The organism is Citrobacter sp. Cpo109, from assembly GCF_030332565.1.
GTDB lineage: Bacteria > Pseudomonadota > Gammaproteobacteria > Enterobacterales > Enterobacteriaceae > Citrobacter > Citrobacter portucalensis.
In genome coordinates this window covers 62500-88447 of sequence record NZ_JAOWHQ010000066.1, presented here as the reverse complement: position 1 = coordinate 88447, position 25948 = coordinate 62500, and the positions used below count along the sequence as shown (strand labels likewise).

24 protein-coding genes are annotated in these 25948 nt (G+C 53.1%); 12 read left to right on the top strand and 12 right to left on the bottom strand.

All coding sequences use genetic code 11. The features are described 5' to 3' along the window. Positions 1–230: 230 nt before the first annotated feature. From glmS to phoU, 6 genes are all read left to right on the top strand, one after another. On the top strand, positions 231–2060 hold the full coding sequence (gene glmS, locus OGY71_RS16565; protein ID WP_003827031.1) for a glutamine--fructose-6-phosphate transaminase (isomerizing): 1830 nt from the start codon (positions 231–233) through the stop codon (positions 2058–2060). A 334-nt stretch (positions 2061–2394) separates the two neighbouring features. Then, a complete protein-coding gene (pstS, locus tag OGY71_RS16560) occupies positions 2395–3435 on the top strand; it encodes a phosphate ABC transporter substrate-binding protein PstS (RefSeq protein ID WP_003827033.1) in 1041 nt (346 codons plus the stop codon). Positions 3436–3578: 143 nt separating this feature from the next. Continuing rightward, positions 3579–4538, top strand: coding sequence for a phosphate ABC transporter permease PstC (gene pstC / locus OGY71_RS16555; RefSeq protein WP_003827035.1), 960 nt, complete (start codon positions 3579–3581; stop codon positions 4536–4538). After that, positions 4538–5428: a phosphate ABC transporter permease PstA gene (gene pstA, locus OGY71_RS16550; protein WP_003827037.1), complete on the top strand. Its 891-nt coding sequence runs from the start codon at positions 4538–4540 to the stop codon at positions 5426–5428. The genes pstC and pstA overlap by 1 nt, the downstream gene beginning before the upstream one ends. Positions 5429–5474: 46 nt before the next feature. Then, on the top strand, positions 5475–6248 hold the full coding sequence (gene pstB / locus OGY71_RS16545) for a phosphate ABC transporter ATP-binding protein PstB (protein ID WP_003023821.1): 774 nt from the start codon (positions 5475–5477) through the stop codon (positions 6246–6248). Between the two features lie 14 nt (positions 6249–6262). Further along, positions 6263–6988: a phosphate signaling complex protein PhoU gene (gene phoU, locus OGY71_RS16540; RefSeq protein ID WP_003023824.1), complete on the top strand. Its 726-nt coding sequence runs from the start codon at positions 6263–6265 to the stop codon at positions 6986–6988. A 121-nt stretch (positions 6989–7109) separates the two neighbouring features. On the opposite strand, the gene yieH is transcribed toward phoU, so the two are convergent. Beyond that, the gene (gene yieH / locus OGY71_RS16535) at positions 7110–7775 is read right to left on the bottom strand and encodes a 6-phosphogluconate phosphatase (RefSeq protein ID WP_003827040.1); all 666 of its coding nucleotides are present in this window, start codon (positions 7773–7775) and stop codon (positions 7110–7112) included. 167 nt (positions 7776–7942) lie between these two features. On the opposite strand from yieH, the gene adeP reads away from it, so the two are divergent. Further along, entirely contained in the window at positions 7943–9280 is a 1338-nt protein-coding gene (gene adeP / locus OGY71_RS16530) for an adenine permease AdeP (RefSeq protein WP_003827042.1), read from the top strand. Positions 9281–9336: 56 nt separating this feature from the next. Here adeP and OGY71_RS16525 read toward each other — a convergent pair whose 3' ends face one another. The 10 genes from OGY71_RS16525 to OGY71_RS23325 form a co-directional block, all read right to left on the bottom strand. Further along, complete coding sequence (locus OGY71_RS16525) at positions 9337–9903, bottom strand: NADPH-dependent FMN reductase (RefSeq protein ID WP_003827046.1); 567 nt, start codon at positions 9901–9903, stop codon at positions 9337–9339. A 30-nt stretch (positions 9904–9933) separates the two neighbouring features. After that, positions 9934–10680 (bottom strand): 4'-phosphopantetheinyl transferase family protein, encoded by a 747-nt coding sequence (locus OGY71_RS16520; protein WP_003827048.1) that lies wholly within the window; start codon positions 10678–10680, stop codon positions 9934–9936. Between the two features lie 166 nt (positions 10681–10846). Beyond that, positions 10847–11806, bottom strand: coding sequence for an HTH-type transcriptional regulator YidZ (yidZ, locus tag OGY71_RS16515; RefSeq protein ID WP_003827051.1), 960 nt, complete (start codon positions 11804–11806; stop codon positions 10847–10849). Next, on the bottom strand, positions 11775–12956 hold the full coding sequence (locus OGY71_RS16510) for an MFS transporter (protein ID WP_003827053.1): 1182 nt from the start codon (positions 12954–12956) through the stop codon (positions 11775–11777). The genes yidZ and OGY71_RS16510 overlap by 32 nt, the downstream gene beginning before the upstream one ends. A 183-nt stretch (positions 12957–13139) precedes the next feature. Further along, the gene (gene mnmE, locus OGY71_RS16505; protein ID WP_032945460.1) at positions 13140–14504 is read right to left on the bottom strand and encodes a tRNA uridine-5-carboxymethylaminomethyl(34) synthesis GTPase MnmE; all 1365 of its coding nucleotides are present in this window, start codon (positions 14502–14504) and stop codon (positions 13140–13142) included. Positions 14505–14609: 105 nt separating this feature from the next. Next, positions 14610–16256: a membrane protein insertase YidC gene (yidC, locus tag OGY71_RS16500; protein WP_003827058.1), complete on the bottom strand. Its 1647-nt coding sequence runs from the start codon at positions 16254–16256 to the stop codon at positions 14610–14612. A gap of 2 nt (positions 16257–16258) precedes the next feature. Further along, positions 16259–16516, bottom strand: coding sequence for a membrane protein insertion efficiency factor YidD (gene yidD / locus OGY71_RS16495; protein WP_003023846.1), 258 nt, complete (start codon positions 16514–16516; stop codon positions 16259–16261). Further along, positions 16480–16839 (bottom strand): ribonuclease P protein component, encoded by a 360-nt coding sequence (gene rnpA, locus OGY71_RS16490; RefSeq protein WP_003844432.1) that lies wholly within the window; start codon positions 16837–16839, stop codon positions 16480–16482. Before rnpA ends, yidD begins: the two co-directional genes overlap by 37 nt. 17 nt (positions 16840–16856) lie before the next feature. After that, positions 16857–16997, bottom strand: a complete 141-nt coding sequence (rpmH, locus tag OGY71_RS16485; protein WP_003023858.1) for a 50S ribosomal protein L34 — start codon at positions 16995–16997, stop codon at positions 16857–16859. Between the two features lie 228 nt (positions 16998–17225). Continuing rightward, positions 17226–17306, bottom strand: a complete 81-nt coding sequence (locus tag OGY71_RS23325; protein ID WP_418222139.1) for a hypothetical protein — start codon at positions 17304–17306, stop codon at positions 17226–17228. A gap of 297 nt (positions 17307–17603) precedes the next feature. Here OGY71_RS23325 and dnaA point away from each other — a divergent pair, with 297 nt between their 5' ends. The 5 genes from dnaA to yidA all read left to right on the top strand — a co-directional run bounded on the left by dnaA (position 17604) and on the right by yidA (position 24789). Further along, on the top strand, positions 17604–19007 hold the full coding sequence (gene dnaA, locus OGY71_RS16480) for a chromosomal replication initiator protein DnaA (protein WP_003827078.1): 1404 nt from the start codon (positions 17604–17606) through the stop codon (positions 19005–19007). Positions 19008–19011: 4 nt separating this feature from the next. Then, on the top strand, positions 19012–20112 hold the full coding sequence (gene dnaN, locus OGY71_RS16475; protein ID WP_003023863.1) for a DNA polymerase III subunit beta: 1101 nt from the start codon (positions 19012–19014) through the stop codon (positions 20110–20112). 138 nt (positions 20113–20250) lie between these two features. Continuing rightward, positions 20251–21324, top strand: a complete 1074-nt coding sequence (recF, locus tag OGY71_RS16470) for a DNA replication/repair protein RecF (RefSeq protein ID WP_063941195.1) — start codon at positions 20251–20253, stop codon at positions 21322–21324. A 28-nt stretch (positions 21325–21352) separates the two neighbouring features. Further along, the gene (gyrB, locus tag OGY71_RS16465; RefSeq protein WP_008786542.1) at positions 21353–23767 is read left to right on the top strand and encodes a DNA topoisomerase (ATP-hydrolyzing) subunit B; all 2415 of its coding nucleotides are present in this window, start codon (positions 21353–21355) and stop codon (positions 23765–23767) included. A 209-nt stretch (positions 23768–23976) separates the two neighbouring features. Beyond that, the gene (gene yidA / locus OGY71_RS16460) at positions 23977–24789 is read left to right on the top strand and encodes a sugar-phosphatase (protein ID WP_003827086.1); all 813 of its coding nucleotides are present in this window, start codon (positions 23977–23979) and stop codon (positions 24787–24789) included. A gap of 4 nt (positions 24790–24793) precedes the next feature. Here the strand turns inward: yidA and cbrA are convergent, their stop codons facing one another. Beyond that, positions 24794–25912 carry a colicin M resistance lipid reductase CbrA gene (gene cbrA / locus OGY71_RS16455; RefSeq protein WP_286613477.1) on the bottom strand — a complete coding sequence of 373 codons (1119 nt, stop codon included), beginning with the start codon at positions 25910–25912 and terminating at the stop codon, positions 24794–24796. Positions 25913–25948 lie beyond the last annotated feature (36 nt).

The window sequence follows — 25948 nt, the reverse complement described above, 5'->3', positions numbered from 1 at the left end:
CCGGATGGCGGCTTTGCCTTATCCGGCCTACGTGCGGTGACGTTCTGTAGGCCTGATAAGCGTGAGCGCCACCAGGCAGACAAGAGATGAGGGGATAATATAATCCTCCGCTCAACAAGCAGTACCTATAAAAATAACCCCACTCTCTACAAGGCTCGGGGCGCCCGGAATACGGGTATCAGGTTGACCGACAACGACAGGCACAATGCCTAAATTCGGAATCAAAAAATATGTGTGGAATTGTTGGCGCTATCGCGCAGCGTGATGTAGCTGAAATCCTTCTCGAAGGTTTACGTCGTCTGGAATATCGTGGTTATGACTCTGCTGGTCTGGCCGTTGTCGATGCTGAAGGCAACATGACCCGTTTGCGTCGTCTGGGTAAAGTGCAGATGCTGACTGCTGCTGCGGAAGAACATCCGCTGCATGGTGGTACTGGTATTGCTCACACCCGCTGGGCGACACACGGTGAACCTTCAGAAGCGAACGCGCATCCCCATGTTTCTGAACACATTGTTGTGGTGCATAACGGCATCATTGAAAACCATGAACCACTGCGTGAGCTGTTGAAAACGCGTGGCTACACCTTTGTTTCTGAAACCGACACCGAAGTGATTGCTCACCTGGTGCACTGGGAGCTGGAACAGGGTGGTACGCTGCGTGAAGCCGTGCTGCGTACTATTCCGCAGCTGCGCGGTGCCTACGGCACGGTGATCATGGATACCCGTAACCCGGAAACCCTGCTGGCGGCCCGTTCTGGCAGCCCGCTGGTGATTGGTCTGGGTATGGGTGAGAACTTTATCGCTTCCGATCAGCTGGCACTGCTGCCGGTAACCCGTCGCTTCATCTTCCTGGAAGAGGGCGATATCGCGGAAGTGACCCGTCGTTCGGTCTCTATTTTCGACAAGTCTGGCGCGGAAGTGAAACGTCAGGATATCGAATCTAATCTGCAATACGATGCGGGCGAAAAAGGTATTTATCGCCACTACATGCAGAAAGAGATCTACGAACAGCCGAACGCAATTAAAAACACGCTGACCGGCCGTATCAGCCACGGTGAAGTGGATTTAAGCGAGCTGGGTTCGCATGCCAACGAGCTGCTGTCTCAGGTTGAGCATATCCAGATTATCGCCTGTGGTACGTCGTACAACTCCGGTATGGTGTCCCGCTACTGGTTTGAATCGCTGGCTGGCATTCCTTGTGATGTCGAAATTGCTTCCGAATTCCGCTATCGCAAATCCGCCGTGCGTCGTAACAGCCTGATGATCACCCTTTCCCAGTCAGGTGAAACGGCAGATACCCTGGCGGGTCTGCGCTTATCCAAAGAGTTGGGCTATCTGGGCTCGTTGGCTATTTGTAACGTACCGGGCTCTTCTCTGGTGCGCGAATCCGACCTGGCGATGATGACCAATGCTGGTACCGAAATCGGCGTGGCCTCCACAAAAGCATTTACCACTCAGCTGACCGTTCTGCTGATGCTGGTGGCGAAACTGTCTCGTCTGAAAGGCCTGGATGTGGCTATTGAGCAGGAAATCGTTCACGGTCTGCAGGCGCTGCCGAGCCGTATTGAGCAGATGCTGTCTCAGGACAAACGCATTGCCGCTCTGGCTGAAGGTTTCTCTGATAAACACCATGCGCTGTTCCTGGGCCGTGGCGATCAGTACCCGATTGCGCTGGAAGGCGCGCTGAAGCTGAAAGAGATCTCTTATATTCACGCTGAAGCTTATGCCGCAGGCGAACTGAAACACGGTCCGCTGGCGCTGATTGATGCCGATATGCCGGTTATCGTAGTCGCGCCGAACAACGAACTGCTGGAAAAACTGAAGTCCAACATTGAAGAAGTTCGCGCCCGTGGCGGTCAGCTGTACGTCTTTGCTGACCAGGATGCTGGCTTTACCAGCAGCGAAAACATGCACATCATTGAGATGCCGCATGTGGAAGAGGTGATTGCACCGATCTTCTACACCGTTCCGCTGCAGCTGCTGGCGTATCATGTGGCGCTGATTAAAGGCACCGACGTGGATCAGCCGCGTAACCTGGCTAAGTCGGTTACCGTAGAGTAATCCGTACCTAACTGAACTGAAAATGCCCTGCTATAAGCGGGGCATTTTTTTAAACTTGTTCTGTTTTTAATCAATTATCCCGCCTGTTTTATGTGACAAACCGTCATCTTCAGCTACTGTTTGCAGTGTCATAAAAAGAAAATTTTAGCGAAATGTTATTGTCATGGTAATGATTAACGTTTTGTTTTAAATGTATTTTTAGATAAATAGCTTTCCGTATTTTTCATTGTCATAAAACTGTCATATTTCGTACATTTAACTGTCACCTGTTTGTCCTATTTTGCTCACAGTAGCAACTCAAACAACAATTTACGAAAACCGTGCAGGAGACATTATGAAAGTTATGCGTACCACTGTCGCAACTGTTGTCGCCGCGACCTTATCCATGAGCGCGTTCTCTGCGTTTGCAGCAGCGAGCCTGACAGGTGCAGGTGCAACCTTCCCTGCGCCAGTGTATGCCAAATGGGCAGATACCTATCAGAAAGAGACCGGTAGCAAAGTAAACTACCAGGGTATCGGCTCCTCCGGTGGTGTAAAACAAATTACGGCCAATACCGTTGATTTCGGCGCTTCTGATGCACCGCTATCTGACGAGAAACTGGCACAAGAAGGCCTGTTCCAGTTCCCGACCGTTATCGGCGGTGTGGTGCTGGCGGTGAATATCCCAGGACTGAAATCCGGCGAGCTGGTGCTTGACGGTAAAACGCTGGGCGACATCTACCTCGGTAAAATTAAGAAGTGGGATGACGAAGCCATCACCAAACTGAACCCAGGTCTGAAGCTGCCTTCGCAAAATATCGCCGTTGTGCGTCGCGCTGATGGTTCTGGTACTTCCTTTGTCTTCACTAGCTACCTGGCGAAAGTGAACGAAGAGTGGAAATCTAAAATTGGTTCCGGCTCTACCGTTAACTGGCCGACCGGTCTGGGCGGTAAAGGTAACGACGGTATCGCCGCGTTCGTACAGCGTCTGCCGGGTTCTATCGGTTACGTTGAGTACGCTTACGCTAAGCAGAACAACCTGGCGTACACCAAGCTGGTCTCTGCTGATGGCAAACCGGTAAGCCCGACCGAAGAAAACTTTGCCAACGCCGCTAAAGGCGCTGACTGGAGCAAAACCTTCGCTCAGGATCTGACTAACCAGAAAGGTGACGATGCGTGGCCAATCACTTCCACCACCTTCATCCTGGTCCATAAAGAGCAGAAGAAGCCTGAGCAGGGCGTTGAAGTGCTGAAATTCTTCGACTGGGCATACAAAAATGGTGGCAAACAGGCTAATGACCTGGATTACGCCAGCCTGCCGGACAGCGTGGTTGAGCAGATTCGTGCTGCATGGAAGACCAACGTGAAAGACAGCAGCGGTAAAGCGCTGTACTAATAGAATATCTTTAACGAGTTGGCGGATGGCGCTACGCTTATCCGCCCTACAGTTCCGACTGTAGGCCCAATTTGTAGGCCGGATAAGCGTAGCGCCATCCGGCAGGGCAATTTCGTAAACGCGTTTAACTTAAAGAGTGATTTATGGCTGCAACCAAGCCTGCTTTTAACCCACCGGGTAAAAAGGGTGACATGATATTCAGCGTGCTGGTAAAACTGGCTGCGCTGATTGTGCTATTGATGTTGGGTGGCATTATTGTCTCTCTGGTTATCTCCTCCTGGCCAAGCATTCAGAAATTTGGTTTCTCCTTTTTGTGGACCAAAGACTGGGATGCGCCGAACGATATCTACGGCGCGCTGGTACCTATTTACGGTACGCTGGTCACCTCGTTTATTGCATTGCTGATTGCCGTTCCGGTGAGTTTCGGCATTGCGCTGTTCCTGACTGAACTTGCACCTGGCTGGCTGCGTCGCCCGTTGGGTATCGCTATTGAACTGCTGGCAGCAATTCCGAGTATCGTATACGGCATGTGGGGCCTGTTTATCTTTGCCCCGCTGTTTGCGACTTACTTCCAGGAGCCGGTCGGGAACATCCTTTCCAACATTCCGTTTGTTGGCGCATTGTTTGCCGGCCCGGCGTTTGGTATCGGTATTCTGGCGGCTGGTGTGATCCTCGCGATTATGATCATTCCGTACATTGCTGCGGTTATGCGTGATGTGTTCGAACAAACGCCGGTGCTTATGAAAGAGTCAGCCTACGGCATCGGCTGTACCACCTGGGAAGTTATCTGGCGTATCGTCCTGCCGTTCACCAAAAATGGTGTGATCGGCGGTGTGATGCTGGGTCTGGGCCGCGCGCTGGGTGAAACCATGGCGGTGACCTTTATCATTGGTAACACCTACCAGCTCGATAGCGCCTCGCTGTACATGCCGGGCAACAGTATTACCTCTGCGCTGGCGAATGAATTTGCCGAAGCGGAATCTGGCCTGCACGTTGCTGCGTTGATGGAACTGGGTCTGATTCTGTTTGTGATCACCTTCATCGTACTGGCGGCGTCTAAGTTCATGATCATGCGCCTTGCGAAGAACGAGGGGGCACGCTAATGGCTACGCTTGAAATGCAAAACACCACTGCGCTGGCGGAGTCCCGCCGTAAAATGCAGGCACGTCGCCGTCTGAAGAACCGCATCGCGCTGACGCTCTCTATGGCGACCATGGCGTTCGGTCTGTTCTGGCTCATTTGGATCCTGATGTCCACGATCACCCGTGGTATTGACGGTATGTCGCTGGCGCTGTTCACCGAAATGACGCCTCCGCCGAATACAGCGGGTGGTGGTCTGGCGAACGCCCTGGCCGGTAGCGGACTGTTAATTCTGTGGGCGACCGTGTTTGGTACACCGCTTGGCATTATGGCGGGTATCTACCTGGCAGAGTACGGACGTAAGTCCTGGCTGGCTGAGGTTATCCGCTTTATCAACGACATTCTGCTGTCTGCACCATCAATCGTGGTCGGTCTGTTCGTTTACACCATCGTGGTAGCAAAAATGGAACACTTCTCTGGCTGGGCAGGCGTTATCGCGCTGGCGCTGCTGCAGGTGCCCATTGTTATCCGTACCACGGAGAACATGCTCAAGCTGGTGCCGGATAGCCTGCGTGAAGCCGCCTATGCACTGGGTACGCCGAAGTGGAAAATGATTTCTGCGATCACCCTGAAGGCGTCTGTCTCGGGGATCATTACAGGCGTTCTGTTAGCGATTGCTCGTATCGCAGGTGAAACGGCTCCGTTGCTGTTTACGTCGCTCTCCAACCAGTTCTGGAGCACCGACATGATGCAGCCTATCGCCAACCTGCCGGTCACTATCTTTAAGTTTGCGATGAGCCCGTTTGCTGAGTGGCAGCAACTGGCCTGGGCCGGGGTACTGATTATTACCCTGTGCGTACTGCTGCTGAACATTCTGGCGCGCGTCATTTTCGCGAAGAAGAAACACGGTTAATTTTTACGGCGTGGCTGATGCGGCGCCGAATGAGGAAGAGATTGAAATGAGTATGGTTGATACTGCCCCGGGTAAGATTCAGGTTCGTGATTTGAACTTCTACTATGGCAAATTCCATGCCCTGAAGAACATCAACCTGGATATTGCTAAAAACCAGGTAACGGCGTTTATCGGGCCGTCAGGCTGTGGTAAATCGACGCTGCTGCGTACGTTCAACAAAATGTTTGAACTGTACCCGGAGCAGCGTGCGGAAGGTGAAATCCTGCTGGATGGCGACAATATTCTCACCAATACCCAGGATATCGCTCTGCTGCGTGCCAAAGTGGGCATGGTATTCCAGAAGCCAACGCCGTTCCCGATGTCCATCTACGACAACATCGCTTTTGGCGTGCGTCTGTTTGAGAAACTCTCGCGTGCGGATATGGACGAGCGTGTGCAGTGGGCATTGACCAAGGCCGCATTGTGGAACGAAACCAAAGATAAATTACACCAGAGCGGGTACTCTCTCTCGGGTGGTCAGCAGCAGCGTCTGTGTATTGCGCGTGGTATCGCCATTCGCCCGGAAGTGCTTCTGCTCGATGAGCCATGTTCAGCGCTCGACCCTATTTCTACCGGGCGTATCGAAGAGCTGATCACTGAGCTGAAAGAGGATTACACCGTTGTTATCGTTACCCACAACATGCAGCAGGCTGCGCGTTGTTCCGATCACACGGCATTTATGTACCTGGGCGAGTTGATTGAGTTCAGCAACACGGACGATCTGTTCACCAAGCCCGCGAAGAAACAAACTGAAGATTACATCACCGGTCGTTACGGCTGATTCAGGAGCTTGTTGTGGATAACCTTAACCTTAATAAACATATTTCCGGCCAGTTCAATGCAGAGCTGGAAAGCATCCGTACCCAGGTGATGACCATGGGCGGCATGGTCGAGCAGCAGCTTTCTGATGCAATCACGGCGATGCACAACCAGGACAGCGAGCTGGCGAAGCGCGTCATTGAAGGCGATAAGAACGTCAACATGATGGAAGTGGCGATCGACGAAGCCTGCGTGCGTATCATCGCCAAGCGTCAACCGACAGCGAGCGACCTGCGTCTGGTGATGGCGATTATCAAAACCATCGCTGAGCTGGAACGTATTGGCGACGTGGCGGACAAAATTTGCCGTACCGCGCTGGAGAAGTTCTCGCAACAGCACCAGCCGCTGCTGGTAAGCCTGGAATCACTGGGCCGCCATACCGTACAAATGCTGCATGACGTTCTGGATGCGTTTGCACGTATGGATCTGGACGAAGCAGTGCGTATTTATCGCGAAGATAAGAAAGTTGACCAGGAATATGAAGGCATCGTGCGTCAGCTGATGACTTATATGATGGAAGACCCACGTACCATTCCAAGCGTGCTGACCGCGCTGTTCTGCGCACGTTCCATCGAACGTATCGGTGACCGCTGCCAGAATATCTGCGAATACATCTTCTACTTCGTGAAGGGACAAGACTTCCGTCACGTGGGCGGCGATGAGCTGGATAAGCTGCTGGCGGGCAAAGATCCGAAGGAATAAGCAGCTTGTTGCGTTCGCCGGGTTCCCCCGGCGTCGCTATTGTAGGCCGGATAAGGTGTTACGCCGCATCCGGCATTCTGCGCCATTCGCCTGATGGCGCTTTGCTTATCGGGCCTACTGTTTATTCGACGATATTCCAACCCCGCGCCTTCCACAATTCCGGCAACTGTGCCAGATCGGTAAACGTCGTCACTTTTGGATGATCGATCGGTTTGTTATGCGGATCGGCACAGAAGTAGAACACTTCCATCCCGGCGGCAATCCCCGCCTGCGCACCTGCGCTGGAATCATCAACCAGAATGCAGTTCTCAACGTTAACGTCCATCGCTTTCGCCGCATGGAACATCAGGGCCGGATCGGGCTTCCAACGCTGAATATCGTAGCCGCTGAACAGTAAATCAGGGAAATGGTGCAACATGCCCAGCTTACCCAGCGAATGCTGCATTTTGCTGACTGGACCGTTAGAGACCACACACATTGGTACGGCCATGCTGTCCAGTAGCGCATTGGCACCGGCAATCACCTCCAGTTCCGTATCGAACAGACGTGCGACCTCAGCGCGGTAAACCGGTTCTAAATCGGCTTTTGCCAGTTCGACACCGTGCTCTTCGTTGATAATGTCGATGATCTCGTACAGCTTTACCCCCTTGAAGCGTTTGAAAATTTCTTCAAGATCGAGCGTAATGCCAAACGCCTGGAACATGCTGACATACGCGCGAGAACAAATCACTTCACTGTCGACAAGGGTACCGTCACAGTCAAAAAATACGGCTTCTATCTGGGACATGTCATTTCCGTTTTAACAAGTTTAACGTTTTCGTAATGCATTATTGGGCGACGCAATCGTTGCCGTATAAGCAAAATCAATGAAAAAAGTTGCTCATAACCCAACCCTATTGTCGCATTTTGGTATAGGATAGCGACGAATTTTCCCTCCTTGTTCGGAAATTGATAATGAGTCAACAACACACTACCCAGGCTTCTGGCCAGGGGATGCTGGAACGCGTGTTCAAACTGCGCGAACATGGCACGACGGCACGGACCGAAGTGATCGCCGGTTTAACGACCTTCCTGACGATGGTGTATATCGTTTTTGTTAACCCGCAAATTCTTGGCGTGGCTGGCATGGATACCAGCGCTGTCTTTGTTACCACCTGCCTTATTGCTGCATTTGGTAGCATCCTGATGGGCCTGTTTGCCAACCTGCCGGTCGCACTTGCGCCTGCTATGGGCCTGAACGCATTCTTCGCTTTCGTGGTCGTTGGCGCGATGGGGCTGTCATGGCAGATTGGTATGGGCGCTATCTTCTGGGGCGCTGTTGGTCTGCTGCTGCTGACGATTTTCCGCGTTCGTTACTGGATGATTGCCAATATCCCGGTTAGCCTGCGTGTGGGGATCACCAGCGGTATTGGTCTGTTCATCGGCATGATGGGGCTGAAAAACGCCGGTGTTATCGTCGCCAACAAAGACACGCTGGTGTCTATCGGTAACCTGACGTCCCACAGTGTACTGCTCGGTATCCTGGGCTTCTTTATCATCGCGATTCTGGCGTCACGTAACATTCACGCGGCGGTGCTGATTTCTATCATTGTAACCACGCTACTGGGCTGGATGCTGGGCGATGTCCATTACAACGGTATCGTTTCTGCGCCACCGAGCGTGATGTCTGTTATCGGACATGTCGACCTGGCCGGTTCGTTTAACATTGGCCTGGCGGGTGTGATTTTCTCGTTCATGCTGGTTAACCTGTTCGACTCCTCCGGTACGCTGATTGGCGTTACGGATAAAGCCGGTCTGGCGGATGCGAAGGGCAAGTTCCCGCGCATGAAGCAAGCGCTGTATGTGGATAGCGTGTCGTCGGTTACCGGGGCGTTTATCGGGACTTCTTCCGTTACTGCGTATATCGAATCTTCTTCCGGGGTTTCGGTCGGTGGACGTACCGGTCTGACCGCTGTGGTCGTTGGTCTGCTGTTCCTGCTGGTTATCTTCCTGTCGCCGCTGGCGGGGATGGTACCGGGTTATGCAGCCGCTGGTGCGCTGATTTACGTTGGCGTCCTGATGACATCAAGCCTGTCGCGCGTGAAGTGGGATGACCTGACAGAAGCGGTTCCGGCGTTTATTACTGCCGTGATGATGCCCTTTAGCTTCTCAATTACCGAAGGTATTGCACTGGGCTTTATTTCTTATTGCGTGATGAAGATTGGTACCGGACGTTTCCGCGATCTCAGCCCGTGCGTCATCATTGTCGCGCTGCTGTTTGTGCTGAAGATTGTGTTTATCGACGCGCACTAATCGCTGTTTATTTGCCCATATGTAAACAAGCCCGGCATATCGCCGGGCTTTTTCTTTTATGCTTTCACGCGCTGAATGTAGTCGCCAAATGCGGTCAATTGACCGGTCAGATGGTCCAGCGTGCTTTGGTCGATCACTTCACCTGTCTGCGGGTCTACTTTGTTCTGAATGACGCCGCCCATAAATTCCGGCTTGTTCATTACCATGGCGTCGAGGAATACCAGGATCTGACGCAGATGATACTGGCAGCGCGCGCCGCCAATAGCGCCCATAGAACTGGTCTGGATCAGCACCGGCTTACCCGATAATGGCTGATCGGGCAGGCGGGACAGCCAGTCGATGGCGTTCTTCAGTCCGCCCGGGACAGAATAGTTATATTCAGGTGTGACGATGACGACACCGTCAGCCTTTCTGATTTGCTCAGCCAGCGCTTCTACGCTGGCCGGAAAACCTTCTTCCTGCTGGAGGTCGGCATCGTACAGAGGGATATCACCAATCGACGGCAGCGCGTTCACTTCCATTCCCGCTGGAGCAATCTTGGGCAGCGTACGGGCAACCATTCCATTAAACGAACCTTTGCGCAGACTTCCCAGTAACGTAACAACATTCAATGTTTCAGACATGGTGGCTCCTGTTTCATCATGAAGGTTAAATCAAAGCGTATGGCTCTTCGCTGCACATAATTGAGAGAACCGGATCAGACGACCCGTTGGCTCATTGGCGCGAGTCTGGATATCAGGCAAACTTTTCCAGTCCTGTTTACCATCAAACTCCCAAACCTTGAGTTTTTCAATGGTTGGCGTAACCGCAACTGACCACACCAGTACATCTTCCGCATCGCAAATGGCTTCAACCTGCGCCACATGGGCACATTTCAGACGCCCTGCGCCGGGTAAAAGCTGGAGCTCACGCGGATCGTCATTGCACACATCGCCAGTGAGTTTGAGTACGCTCTGGCGCAATGTAATGAGCTGCGCGCGTGCTTCGTTGGGATCGTTTTGGTTATTGATCCACAGGTTTTCGTTACTGGAGAAGCGCCACGTTTCCGCTGAATTTGGATTGTGAAACCCGCGGGTGGCCCGCTGAAGTTCCATATCCAGGCCGCACGTTCCTTCAGTTGTTAGCACAACGCCGACGATATTCCCGGCATAGGAAATCGAAAAACCCGGCAGGTTCTTATCGCGAAAAACGGGCTTACCTTTGGCCTGAGTAACAATTTCGGGCAGCGTGCTGGTGCCGTAAAGCATAAACATCAGTTCAGCGAGAAGACTTCGGGAAGCCAGGAAACGTGTCCGGCGATGAGCGGGTAGATCTCTTGCTTCGATATGACATGGAGAAGGGAGGCGAGCTGAAACCAGGTGTCCCTCCGTAAGAATCCCTCTGGCAAAATGTGTCGCCATTTGTCGCTCCGTGATTAATGGTCCGTGATTATTACCAGAGTAACATTTACACGGCCTCCGGGCAGGCTTTGCTGCCCAAAAACTAAGCGAAAATGGGAGACATTACGCGATATTTACATTTCTGTTGCCAGAATGGTCGATTTAGCAACACCAAAATGAAGGATCGTCAGGAGATATCGCGATAAAGCGCCTTGATCGTGTCTTTTAGCCAGACGATCTTAGGATTGTGGCTGTTGCGTTTATGCCAAAGAAGAGTGAACGGTACGCGCATTTTTTCCAGTTGCGCCGTATCAAATGGCATCGGCCGTGCAACGAGTGGAAGCTGGTGGAGTTGGTTATAACGCTGGCAATAGACCGGTGCGGTGGCTATCAGCGCGTGATCCGGCTGCGCGGCCATAAACAGCGATTGCTCAAAACCGGGCAGACATAACGCGATATTGCGTGCGCGTCCCATTTCTTGCAGGACTTCATCCAGCGCCCATGTATCGCTTTGCTCCCAGCTAATGCTGATGTGCGGATAGCGCAGAAAGGTGTCCAGATTCCACTCTTCCTGCAGTGCGGGATGATCTTCACGTAGCCAGACGCAAGGCAGATCGGAAAACAGCACTTCATGGTCGATCGACAATGGCAACAAACTCAGCAGTTCGCGCGAACGCGGATGGCTTTCGCGCCCGGTAAAGCCAATATCCACTTCACCGCGAATAATGGCATCCAGCGAGTCATAGTCCCAGTTACGTATTTTGATTGTCGCCTGGGGATAGCGCTGATAAATCTGCTGGGAGAGCGCATTGAACATGATCATCACTAACGGCGTCTCGGCCGCCAGATCAAACTTCAGCCCGCGTGGAGACTCATGGTGCGGCTTATCGAGCAACTGATTGCCCATCTGCATCCATTCAGCAAGGCTCTGCTCCATGCTGACCATCAGCGGCGTCGGCGATAGCCCCAGCGGGGTGTTCACAAACAAGGGATCATCAAACCAGGTCCGCAGCTTCGACAGCGACTTACTGACCGCCGACGGCGTGACGTTCATCCGTTTGGCGGTTTTAGTGACGCTGCGTTCCTGCATCAACAGCTGCAGGCAGAGCAATAAATTAAGATCGAGACTGCTGAGGGATTTCTTCATGAGTTGGCGCGGACCGGTTAGGTGCAACAGTGATAATCAGCATGATACTCACTATGCTACAGCCAATCAGAATCCCGATCAGCATATTCAGCGCATCAAGGCCAAGAACCGCCGCCAGCCAAATCCACAGCGAGGAACCGCAAACCTGCGCAATACCTAATGCCGAGCTGGCGACGCCCGCGCGCAGCGAGAACGGCCCAAGCGCCTGGCTCATCGCAACACCGAAGCCGACCGAGAATCCAGCGCAGATTAACGTCAGCCCGAAAAGCGTTACTGCGTGTGAAGTGGCAAGGGTTAACACCACGCCGGCACACAGAAACAGCACCTGTGAGGTCAGCATCAGAACGCGAGGCTTAAATACGCTCAGAGCAAATGGCGTAGAGAAAGAGACCGCCATACTGATGCCTGCGGTCATGGCCATCGTGGTAGCGTACTCACCACGGTCGAAGCCCATCACTTCCATCAGCAGCACCGGAGATGTGTTCACGAAGGTCAGGATCACCGACACGCTGAGGGTGGTAATGGCCAGACGGCTTAAGAAAAAACGGTTTACCAGTGATTCGGTTGTGTGGTTCTTTTCCGTCGTCGCCATAAGCGTTGCTGGGCGCGATTCTCGCAGGACAAATACCGACAGCAGGCAAACGGCAACACCCATACCCATCATCGTGTAGAACAGGCTCTGCCACGGGAATTTGAGCATAATCAGATGCCCCATCACCGGAGCCAGCACCGGCACGATACAGGTAATACCGTTCAACAACGACAGTACCTTCGCCCGACGGCGATCGTCGAGTGTGTCGCGCAGGATAGCGAAAGCCACCACGTAGCAACAGCCCGCACCTACGCCCTGAATAAAACGACCTATGAGGAATGGCGTACCGCTTTCGGCGAAAGAACATAGTGCAGAGGCGAAAATAAAGATGAGTGCGCCGACTATGGCGACCGGTTTGCGACCTGACTGGTCGGCAATTTTACCGGCGAACAGCATCGCCGTCGCCATTCCCGCCAGATAAACCGAAAACGCGATATGCAGTTGTGCCTCGCTGGCCTGTAAATCGGCAGCAATACGGGGCAGCCCCACCAGATACATATCAATACCGGCAGGATAAAGAAGAACCAGGGCGAAACTGCAGATTAGAAAGCGTGTCATAGCGACCTCATAAGAAATGTGGCGCTAAGCATACGGTCAGAGAGTCAACTGCACGAGTTGCCATTTGGACAACAGTGATTTCCACATGGGAAATTGTTGTTGCCGGGTGGCGGCGTAAACGCCTTCTCCCGGCCTACGGGGCCTGTAGACCCGGTTAGCATCGCGTCACCGGGCAACACAACGTTACTTACCAATACAGAAGCTGGAGAAAATCCGTCCCAGCAGATCGTCGGAGGTAAATTCTCCGGTGATCTCACTGAGGTTCTGCTGCGCCAGGCGTAGCTCCTCAGCCAGCAATTCTCCGGCCCATGCTCCGAGCAGTTGGGCTTTACCCTGCTCGAGATGCTCCGCCGCTTCTGCCAGCGCCTGCAGGTGACGACGACGGGCCAGGAAGCCGCCTTCCATATTGGTTTCAAAGCCCATGCTCTGTTTGAGATGGTTACGCAGCACGTCAACGCCTTCACCGGTACGCGCGGAGAGGCGAACCAGTGAGTGGCCATTTACTTCGCTAAGGCCCAGCGTCTCACCGGTAATATCCGCTTTGTTACGCACCACGGTGATCGGCAGTTTGGCTGGCAGACGGGCAATAAAGTCTGGCCAGATATCTGCCGGGTCCACGGCGTCGGTGGTGGTGCCATCCACCATAAACAGCACGCGGTCGGCCTGTTCAATTTCCTGCCAGGCACGTTCGATACCGATGCGTTCAACTTCGTCGCTGGCATCGCGCAAACCGGCGGTGTCGATGATGTGTAGCGGCATGCCGTCGATATGAATATGCTCACGCAGCACGTCGCGGGTAGTCCCGGCGATATCGGTGACAATGGCCGCCTCACGGCCAGCCAGCGCGTTCAGCAGGCTTGATTTCCCGGCATTTGGACGCCCGGCAATCACCACCTTCATCCCTTCGCGCAGCAGGCTGCCCTGACGCGCTTCCGCACGCACGGCATCAAGATCGCTGATAACGCTGTTGAGTTGCGCTTCAATCTTGCCGTCAGACAGGAAGTCGATTTCTTCATCCGGGAAGTCGATCGCTGCTTCAACATAGATGCGCAGGTGAGTGAGCGCTTCCACAAGATGATTTACCCGGGCGGAAAATGCGCCCTGCAACGAGTTCAGCGCCGAGCGAGCGGCTTGCTCTGAGCTGGCATCGATCAGGTCGGCAATCGCCTCTGCCTGGGCTAAATCGAGCTTATCATTGAGAAACGCTCGCTCGGAGAATTCACCCGGTCTGGCAATGCGCAGCCCGGGAATGGTCAGAATACGTTTGAGCAGCAGGTCAAGAATCACCGGACCTCCGTGGCCCTGAAGCTCTAAAACGTCTTCGCCGGTAAAGGAGTTTGGGCCGGGGAACCACAAGGCAATCCCCTGATCCAGCGCGCTGCCATCCGCGTCTTTGAACGGCAGATAATCGGCATAACGCGGTTTGGGCAGTTTCCCAAGTACGGTTTCTGCGACCTCACGCGCTTTCAGGCCGGAGATACGCAGGATACCCACGCCACCACGTCCCGGTGGGGTGGCCTGAGCGACGATGGTGTCGTTATGGCTCATGGTTTGTCTCTTCTTAATGCAATAAAAAAGGCGGTCTAATGACCGCCCTTTACTTTATGTTCCGTTTGCCGGATGGCGGCTTCGCCTAATCCGGCCTACACCGAATCAGGAGTTTTTCTTCTCGCGGCTATGCAGGCCACGTTTCTCCAGACCACGGTAAATCAGCTGCTGCTGAATAATGGTTACCAGGTTGCTGACGATATAGTACAGCACCAGACCTGACGGGAACCACAGGAAGAACACGGTGAAGATGACCGGCATGAAGGTCATGATCTTCTGCTGCATCGGGTCGGTTACGGTGGTCGGAGACATCTTCTGAATGAAGAACATCGTCACGCCCATCAGAATCGGCAGGATGTAGTACGGGTCCTGTGCCGACAGGTCATGGATCCACAGGGCGAACGGCGCATGACGCAGTTCAATGGAGCCCATCAGCATGTAGTACAACGCCAGGAAGATTGGCATCTGGATGATCAGCGGGAAGCAGCCGCCCAGCGGGTTTACCTTCTCAGCTTTGTACAGGGCCATCATTTCCTGGCTCTGACGCTGTTTGTCATCGCCCAGACGTTCACGCATAGCCTGAATCTTCGGCTGCAGCATACGCATCTTCGCCATGGATGTGTACTGCGCTTTGGTCAGCGGGTACATGATGCCACGAACGATAAAGGTGATAACGATGATGGAGAAGCCCCAGTTACCCAGGAAGCTATGGATCCACTTCAGCAGTTTAAACAGCGGCTGAGAAATGAACCACAACCAGCCGTAATCCACGGTCAGATCCAGGTGCGGTGCAACGGCCGCCATTTTATCCTGAATTTCCGGGCCGACCCACAGGGTGCTGGTCATCGCGCCAGTCTGGCCAGGCTGTACCAGTACCGGCTGTGATTTATAGCCGATAGCGGCAATGCCGTTACCCAGGTTAGCGGTATAGAAGTTGTTGGTGCCGTCGTTACGCGGAACCCATGCCGTTGCGAAATACTGTTGCAGCATTGCGACCCAGCCGTCTTTAGCATTGACGTTCAGGTTTTCGTTTTCAGCAATGGTGTCGAATTTGTATTTCTCATACTTCTCATCCGGCGTGGAGTACGCCGCTCCACGGAAGGTGTGCAGCGCAAAGTTGCTGCTACCGGTGTCACGATGAGATGGCAGATTGATGGATTGCTTCAGCTGACCAAAGGTGGAGATTTCCAGCGGTTTTTCGCCGGCGTTCTGCACGCTGTAGTTAACGTTGACAGCATATTCACCACGCTTAAGAACAAACGTTTTAGTGAATGTGTTACCCGCTGCGTCAGTATAGGTCATCGGGATCTGCAGTTCGTTCTGACCGTCAGCCAGTACAAACGCGTCTTTATCGACGTTGTACAGCGGACGCGGGCCGTTAGCCGGGTTATCCGGGCCGTCACGACCTGTCAGGCCACTTTGTGCCTGGTAGATGAACTGTGGCGTAGTTTCCAGTAACTGGAACGGTTCGGTAGAACCGAGTTCTTTCGGGTAAGCTGGCAGTGAAGCCTGTTCCACATCACCACCACGGGTGTTGATGGTCAGATCAAGCACGTCAGTTTTAACCGTAATCAGTTTCCCCTGGCCACTGGCCGGTACGCCCTGGTCTGCGGCGCTACCCGCTGCGGTGGTCGTTGTCTGCGTGGTCTGTTGGGCCTGAGGTTGCGGGTTTTTATCCTGCTCCCAGGCTTGCCAGATCATGAAAGACACGAACAGCAAAGCGATGACTAAAAGATTGCGTTGCGAATCCATCGTTAGTGTTCTCTGGTATCAAATGGTCCGGGCGGGACGGGATCGTCACCACCAGGGTGTAAAGGGTGGCATTTTAATACGCGTTTCACCGTCAACCAACTGCCTTTTATCACTCCAAACCTGCGCAATGCCTCAATTCCGTAGCTCGAACAGGTTGGAGTGAAACGGCAATGCGGCCCAAGCAGCGGACTGATCAGGCGTTGATAGACCCGAATGAGGGCTATCAGGACCCGCGAGCCAGGCGACAATGGCGACGCCATAATTTTTCCAACGCTTCCGAGAGAGCACGGTTATCGAGGTCAGCAACCCCTTTTTTCGCCACCACCACGAAATCCATTGCTGGAAGCTCGTGCTGACGTAAACGGAAGCTTTCACGCGTCAGACGTTTAATCCGATTGCGTTCATGCGCACGCTTAACATTTTTCTTGGCGACTGTAAGACCGATACGGGGATGCCCCAGCGAATTCAGGCGGCCGAGGATGGTGATTTGCGGCGTGCCAGCCCGTTGTGGCTGCTGGAAGACGAATGTGAAATGAGTGGGAGTTAACAAACGTAACTCCCTGGGAAATGCGAGCTTAACCACTCAGGGGCTAGCTTTTATTACTTAGAAACGGTCAGACGAGAACGGCCTTTAGCACGACGACGTGCCAGAACCTGACGACCATTTTTATTAGCCATACGAGCACGGAAGCCGTGAGAACGGTTGCGCTTCAGTACAGACGGTTGAAAAGTGCGTTTCATGGCGATTTCTACCTAAACTTGAATAAATTCACTGACTTTTGCGTATACCCGAACGAATTTCGAACGACTTACGCCACAGTGTGGGTGATTAAAGAGGCCGGATTGTAATAATTGTACACTCCGGAGTCAATTCTCTTTCCTTATTTCCCGCTTTTTTCCGCATGGTTTCGCGTAAAAAACAGGCAGCGTTGACGCCGTAAGGCGACCGTTACTCGCTGGGGGTAAGAATTATACGGGCTGGTGGATAAAGCGCAAGGATCGCTCGGGATCTTTATTAGATCGTTTAAGCAGTAAAGCATCTTTACTCATTAATTTTTTCAATATGCGCGCTAAAACCTGCAGCACTTCTCCAGGATCGTTTACACTTAGCCGATTCTGGATCATCCTGTGGATAAATCGGGAAGAATCTGTGAGAAACAGAAGATCTCTTTCTCAGTTTACGCTATGATCCGCGGTCCTGATCGTTTCAATGGATCCTGATCGGGTAAAAATTGCAGATAGCAATTCGCACGTCACCCTTTGCATAGGGTCTTGTCGATGTGCGTCAACAATCATGAATGTTTCAGCCTTTGTCATTTATCGACTTTTGTTCGAGTGGAGTCCGCCGTGTCACTTTCGCTTTGGCAGCAGTGTCTTGCCCGATTGCAGGATGAGTTACCAGCCACAGAGTTCAGTATGTGGATACGCCCGTTGCAGGCGGAACTGAGCGATAACACGCTGGCTTTGTATGCGCCAAACCGTTTCGTGCTCGATTGGGTAAGGGATAAATACCTTAATAATATTAATGGATTACTCAATAATTTCTGTGGCGCGGATGCCCCACAGCTGCGCTTTGAAGTCGGCACTAAACCCGTCACGCAAACGCTGAAAACGCCGGTCAACAACGTTGTTGCGCCCGCCCACGTGGCTCAGCAAGTGCAACCGCAACGTGCTGCTCCGGCGGCGCGTCCAGGCTGGGATAACGTCCCGGCTCCGGCAGAACCTACCTATCGTTCTAACGTCAACGTCAAACACACGTTTGATAACTTCGTTGAAGGTAAATCTAACCAATTGGCGCGCGCGGCGGCACGTCAGGTGGCGGACAATCCTGGCGGCGCCTACAATCCGTTATTCCTTTATGGCGGTACGGGTCTGGGTAAAACCCACCTGCTGCACGCTGTCGGTAACGGCATTATGGCGCGTAAGCCAAACGCCAAAGTGGTGTATATGCACTCCGAGCGATTTGTGCAGGATATGGTCAAAGCCCTGCAAAACAACGCGATCGAAGAGTTTAAACGCTACTACCGTTCCGTTGACGCGCTGCTGATTGACGATATCCAATTCTTCGCGAATAAAGAGCGATCGCAGGAAGAGTTTTTCCACACCTTTAACGCCCTGCTGGAAGGCAATCAGCAGATCATCCTGACCTCGGATCGCTATCCGAAGGAGATCAACGGCGTTGAAGATCGTCTGAAATCCCGCTTTGGCTGGGGACTGACTGTCGCGATCGAACCGCCTGAACTGGAAACGCGTGTTGCGATCCTGATGAAAAAAGCCGACGAAAACGACATTCGTCTGCCAGGTGAAGTAGCGTTCTTTATTGCCAAGCGTCTACGCTCTAACGTACGTGAGCTGGAAGGCGCACTGAACCGCGTGATCGCCAACGCCAATTTTACCGGCCGGGCGATTACTATAGATTTCGTGCGCGAAGCGCTGCGCGATCTGCTGGCTTTGCAGGAAAAGCTGGTCACCATCGACAATATTCAGAAGACGGTGGCGGAGTATTACAAAATCAAAATTGCGGATCTGCTTTCTAAGCGTCGATCTCGCTCGGTAGCTCGCCCGCGCCAGATGGCGATGGCGCTGGCAAAAGAGCTCACTAACCACAGTTTGCCGGAAATCGGCGACGCGTTTGGTGGGCGTGACCATACTACCGTGCTTCATGCCTGCCGGAAGATTGAGCAGTTGCGTGAAGAAAGCCATGATATTAAAGAAGATTTCTCCAATTTAATCAGAACATTATCTTCGTGACGCTATGAAATTTACCGTTGAACGTGAACATTTATTAAAACCGCTTCAGCAGGTCAGCGGCCCGCTGGGTGGACGTCCTACACTGCCTATTCTCGGAAACCTGCTGCTGCAGGTTGCTGACGGCACGCTTTCGCTGACCGGTACCGATCTCGAAATGGAGATGGTGGCGCGCGTGGCGCTGATCCAGCCTCATGAACCTGGTGCTACCACCGTTCCGGCGCGTAAATTCTTCGATATTTGCCGTGGATTGCCGGAAGGCGCGGAAATTGCCGTTCAACTGGAAGGCGACCGTATGCTGGTGCGTTCTGGCCGCAGCCGTTTCTCGCTGTCTACGCTGCCTGCCGCCGACTTCCCGAATCTGGACGACTGGCAGAGCGAAGTCGAATTCACCCTGCCGCAGGCGACGATGAAGCGCCTGATTGAAGCCACGCAGTTTTCGATGGCGCATCAGGACGTACGTTACTACTTAAACGGCATGCTGTTTGAAACCGAAGGGGAAGAGCTGCGTACCGTGGCGACCGACGGCCACCGCCTGGCGGTCTGTTCAATGCCTGTTGGTCAACCGTTGCCAAGCCATTCGGTGATCGTACCGCGTAAAGGCGTGATTGAACTGATGCGTATGCTCGACGGCGGCGATAACCCGCTGCGCGTGCAGATTGGCAGCAACAACATTCGTGCGCACGTTGGTGATTTCATCTTCACCTCCAAGCTGGTTGATGGCCGTTTCCCGGATTATCGCCGCGTATTGCCGAAGAACCCGGACAAACATCTGGAAGCCGGTTGCGATATCCTCAAACAGGCGTTTGCGCGTGCGGCGATCCTCTCGAACGAGAAATTCCGCGGCGTGCGTCTGTATGTCAGCGAAAACCAGCTCAAAATCACCGCCAACAACCCGGAACAGGAAGAAGCAGAAGAAATTCTGGATGTCTCCTATCCTGGTACAGAACTGGAAATCGGCTTTAACGTGAGCTACGTACTGGACGTTCTGAACGCGCTGAAGTGCGAGAACGTGCGTATTCTGCTGACCGATTCCGTATCGAGCGTACAGATTGAAGATGCGGCCAGCCAATCCGCAGCCTATGTCGTCATGCCTATGCGCTTGTAAAGAATATCGGGCTATCTTACTTGTTATTCTGGCTCCGGGCAGTGCTCGCAATCCTCACGTACTTCAGTACGCTCCGGTTGCTGTGCGCTGGCCGTAACCAGACTAACTGCGACGATAACGCCCAGGTTATGAGTTGATATGTCGCTATCCCGACTGCTAATCAAAGATTTCCGCAATATTGAAAGCGCGGATCTCGCTTTATCCCCCGGCTTTAACTTCCTGGTTGGCGCGAATGGCAGCGGCAAAACCAGCGTACTGGAAGCTATCTATACGCTCGGCCACGGTCGGGCGTTTCGCAGTTTGCAGATTGGCCGCGTGATTCGCCACGAGCAGGAGTCGTTTGTTTTACACGGGCGCTTGCAGGGTGAAGAACGTGAGACGTCGATTGGCCTGACGAAAGACAAACTGGGCGACAGCAAAGTGCGCATTGACGGCACTGACGGGCACAAGGTCGCAGAACTGGCGCACCTGATGCCGATGCAGCTGATCACGCCTGAGGGGTTTACTTTACTCAATGGCGGCCCCAAATACAGAAGAGCATTCCTTGACTGGGGATGTTTTCACAATGAAGTCGGATTTTTCACCGCCTGGAGCAACCTGAAGCGACTGCTCAAGCAGCGCAATGCAGCGCTGCGCCAGGTGAGTCGTTATGAGCAACTGCGCCCGTGGGATAAAGAACTGATCCCACTGGCGGAACAAATCAGCACCTGGCGCGCGGAGTACAGCGCCGGTATCGCGCAGGATATGGCGGATACCTGCCAGCAGTTTCTTCCCGAGTTTTCGCTCTCCTTCTCATTCCAGCGCGGCTGGGAGAAAGAGACTGATTATGCCGAAGTGCTGGAACGCAGTTTTGAACGCGATCGCATGTTGACCTACACTGCGCACGGCCCGCATAAGGCGGATTTCCGCATTCGCGCCGACGGTGCGCCGGTGGAAGATACGTTGTCGCGTGGGCAGCTAAAGCTGCTGATGTGCGCCTTACGTCTGGCGCAAGGGGAGTTCCTGACCCGTGAAAGCGGGCGGCGCTGCCTGTACCTGATAGATGATTTTGCCTCTGAACTGGATGACGCGCGTCGCGGACTGCTGGCCAGCCGCTTAAAAGCCACGCAATCTCAGGTCTTTGTCAGCGCAATAAGCGCTGAACACGTTATAGACATGTCCGATGAAAATTCGAAGATGTTTACCGTGGAAAAGGGTAAAATAACGGATTAACCCAAGATAAAATGAGCGAGAAACGTTGATGTCGAATTCTTATGACTCCTCCAGTATCAAAGTCCTGAAAGGACTGGATGCGGTGCGTAAGCGCCCGGGTATGTATATCGGCGACACGGATGACGGCACCGGTCTGCACCACATGGTATTCGAGGTGGTAGATAACGCTATCGACGAAGCGCTCGCGGGTCACTGTAAAGATATCGTGGTAACGATTCACGCTGACAACTCCGTGTCCGTTACCGATGATGGCCGTGGTATCCCAACCGGTATTCACCCGGAAGAGGGCGTTTCGGCAGCGGAAGTTATCATGACCGTTTTGCACGCAGGCGGTAAATTCGATGATAACTCCTATAAAGTTTCCGGCGGTCTGCACGGCGTGGGTGTTTCCGTCGTTAACGCCCTGTCACAGAAGCTGGAACTGGTGATTCGTCGTGAAGGCAAAGTGCATCAGCAAACTTACGTGCACGGTGTGCCGCAGGCGCCGCTGGCAGTAACTGGCGAAACAGAACTGACGGGAACTCAGGTCCGTTTCTGGCCAAGCCACGAAACCTTTACCAATGTTGTTGAATTTGAATACGACATTCTGGCGAAACGTCTGCGTGAGCTGTCATTCCTGAACTCCGGCGTCTCTATTCGTCTGCGCGACAAGCGTGACGGCAAAGAAGACCATTTCCACTACGAAGGTGGCATCAAGGCGTTTGTTGAATACCTCAACAAAAACAAAACGCCGATCCACCCGAATATCTTCTATTTCTCCACCGAAAAAGACGGTATCGGCGTTGAAGTTGCGCTGCAGTGGAACGATGGTTTCCAGGAAAACATCTACTGCTTCACCAACAACATTCCACAGCGTGACGGCGGTACTCACCTTGCAGGCTTCCGTGCGGCGATGACCCGTACCCTGAACGCCTACATGGACAAAGAAGGCTACAGTAAAAAAGCGAAAGTCAGCGCTACCGGTGACGATGCCCGTGAAGGCCTGATTGCCGTTGTTTCCGTGAAAGTACCGGATCCGAAGTTCTCCTCACAGACCAAAGACAAGCTGGTCTCCTCTGAGGTGAAATCGGCGGTAGAACAGCAGATGAACGAACTGCTGAGCGAATATCTGCTGGAAAACCCGTCTGACGCGAAAATCGTTGTCGGCAAAATTATTGATGCTGCGCGTGCTCGTGAAGCTGCACGTCGTGCGCGTGAAATGACCCGTCGTAAAGGCGCGCTGGACTTAGCCGGTCTGCCGGGCAAGCTGGCGGACTGTCAGGAACGTGACCCGGCGCTGTCCGAACTGTACCTTGTGGAAGGGGACTCCGCGGGCGGTTCTGCGAAGCAGGGCCGTAACCGTAAAAACCAGGCGATTCTGCCGCTGAAGGGTAAAATCCTCAACGTCGAGAAAGCGCGCTTTGACAAGATGCTCTCCTCTCAGGAAGTCGCGACGCTGATCACCGCGCTCGGCTGTGGCATCGGTCGTGACGAGTACAACCCGGACAAACTGCGTTATCACAGCATCATCATCATGACCGATGCCGACGTCGACGGCTCGCACATTCGTACGCTACTGTTGACCTTCTTCTATCGTCAGATGCCGGAAATCGTTGAACGCGGCCACGTTTACATTGCACAGCCACCGCTGTACAAAGTGAAAAAAGGCAAGCAGGAACAGTACATTAAAGATGACGAAGCGATGGATCAGTATCAGATCTCTATCGCTCTGGATGGCGCAACGCTGCACACCAACGCTAGCGCACCAGCCCTTTCCGGTGAGTCGTTAGAGAAACTGGTTTCTGAATACAACGCGACGCAGAAAATGATTGGCCGTATGGAACGTCGTTTCCCGAAAGCGCTGCTGAAAGAGCTGGTTTATCAACCGACGCTGCCAGAAGCCGATCTGGCTGATGAAGCGAAAGTTACGGCCTGGGTTTCCCAGTTGGTTAACGTGCTTAATGAAAACGAAATGCACGGCAGCACCTGGAATAGCTTCGTGCGTAAAGACGCTGAACTGAACCTGTTCGAACCGGTGATCCGGGTGCGTACCCACGGTGTCGATACTGACTATCCATTGGAGCATGAATTTGTGACCGGTGGCGAGTACCATCGTATTTGTACGCTTGGCGAGAAGCTGCGTGGGCTGATCGAAGACGATGCGTTTATCGAACGTGGCGAGCGTCGCCAGCCGGTTGCCAGCTTTGAGCAGGCGCTGGAATGGCTGCAGAAAGAGTCTCGTCGTGGCCTCGCTATCCAGCGATATAAAGGTCTGGGCGAGATGAACCCGGAACAGCTGTGGGAAACCACCATGGATCCGGAAAGCCGTCGTATGCTGCGCGTTACCGTGAAGGATGCGATTGCTGCCGACCAGCTGTTCACCACGCTGATGGGCGATGCCGTTGAACCGCGTCGCGCATTTATCGAAGAAAACGCCCTGAAAGCGGCGAACATCGATATTTAAGCCAATCTGTAGGCCGGATAAGGCGGTTTACGCCGCTATCCGGCAAGACGTTGTATTGTGCCTGATGGCGCGTTGCTTATCAGGCCTACAAACGACAACCAATCTACAAAAGGGGAATCTCGATTCCCCTTTCTATCCCCCTTTTCGTAGCTGTTTTTTGAGCGGAATCGCGTTAGCATGAGGACGGACTCATTTAATCCGGGGAACTCATGGCTATCAAACTTATTGCTATCGACATGGATGGCACACTTCTGCTGCCCGATCACACCATTTCACCTGCGGTCAAAACGGCGATTGCCGCGGCGCGCGCGCGTGGCGTGAATGTGGTACTGACCACGGGACGCCCGTATGCCGGCGTTCACAGCTATCTGAAAGAACTACATATGGAACAACCCGGTGACTACTGCATTACCTACAACGGTGCGCTGGTGCAGAAAGCAGGGGATGGCAGTACCGTGGCGCAAACCGCGCTGAGCTATGATGATTATCGTTACCTGGAGCAGCTCTCCCGGGAAGTCGGCTCGCATTTCCACGCCCTCGATCGCAATACGCTGTATACCGCGAACCGTGATATCAGCTACTACACGGTGCACGAATCGTTTGTCGCGACCATCCCGCTAGTGTTCTGTGAAGCCGAGAAAATGGATCCCGCAACCCAGTTCCTGAAAGTGATGATGATTGACGAGCCGGAGATCCTCGATAAAGCTATCTCTCGTCTACCTGCGGAAGTAAAAGAGAAGTACACCGTGCTGAAAAGTGCGCCGTATTTCCTCGAAATCCTCGATAAACGCGTCAATAAAGGGACGGGCGTAAAATCGCTGGCCGATGCGTTAGGCATTAAAGCCGAAGAGGTGATGGCGATTGGCGATCAGGAAAACGACATCGCGATGATTGAATATGCAGGTGTGGGCGTTGCCATGGACAACGCTATTCCATCAGTCAAAGAAATCGCCAACTTCGTGACCAAATCCAATCTTGAAGATGGCGTCGCGTACGCCATAGAGAAGTTTGCACTGAATTAAGATGTTATGGGCAAATGCTTCGTCGTATTTGCCCCGTTTCAGCCATGATTTGTGGTGCTGAATGGTCTCCCTGGGGAATATGCGCAACGCCGCTGCGCATAATCCATTTACGGGAAAATGCCGACGTCAGGGCCCGGCTTTTCAGGATTTTGCCATACAGTTTGAGTCGTAACTTGCGGGTGGCTTTACGGTAAGCGTGATTCATATCTGGCGTATCCCGCAGTAGTACCGATTTGAGGATCTCCGCGCTGTCCAGCGCATAGCTAATCCCTTCCAGCGAGCTGGCGCTGATAAAACCGGCCGCTTCACCAATCAAAAATGCGTTGTCCTCGCCGCAGACGAAGTCTTTCCAGCGTGAGGGGAATAGCACCGTACATTTTTCACTTTTTACTGGTTTGCCGAACTGGAAATGGAACGCTTCCAGCTTCTCTTTCAGTGCGTCAAAGCGTGCCTGTCCGTCCTTCATGGGGTAGGCACCACCAAAGATAAAATAGCCATCTTTGCTGATACTCCATGAATAACAGTCAGTTGTATCGTTATCAAAAATACAGGAATAGAACGGAACGGGATGTTTTTCCGCAACCCATTGTTGAATCGCGACATATTTACGGATTTGGTGCTGGGGATAAAGATGACGGCGTACCAGTGAATTCGCACCGTCTGCCCCCACCAGATAACGCGCGGTGATCTGCTGCTCCCAACCGTCGGCGCGGAAGATAACGTGCCATTTATCGCCCTCGCGCCAGATTTTCCGGCACAGGCTGTCGTGATACACCTGCACATCATCAGTGATGAGAGATTTAAGCCATAAATCAAAAGCATGGCGGTTGATATTAATGTAGCTGCGCTGGTAGTTACGCGTCAAAGAAGCGGCAACATCAACCGTTTTAACGCTAAAAATCTGCGGGTTGGCGATAACATCAACAGGTAAGGTTATCCCGTCGCGGATAAACGAACGCTGGGCGTCCGGGGCCAGCAGACCGCCGCAGGGTTTAGTGAAACCTTCGTTACCGCACTGGCGTTTTTTATCCAACGCAATCACGCGCATTTTTCCGCTTAACTGTCGCGCCAGCGCTGCGCCTGCCGGACCTAAACCGATAATCGCTACGTCAAAATGTTCCATCTTTCTGTCCGCAAAAATGAAGATGGCGATACGCTA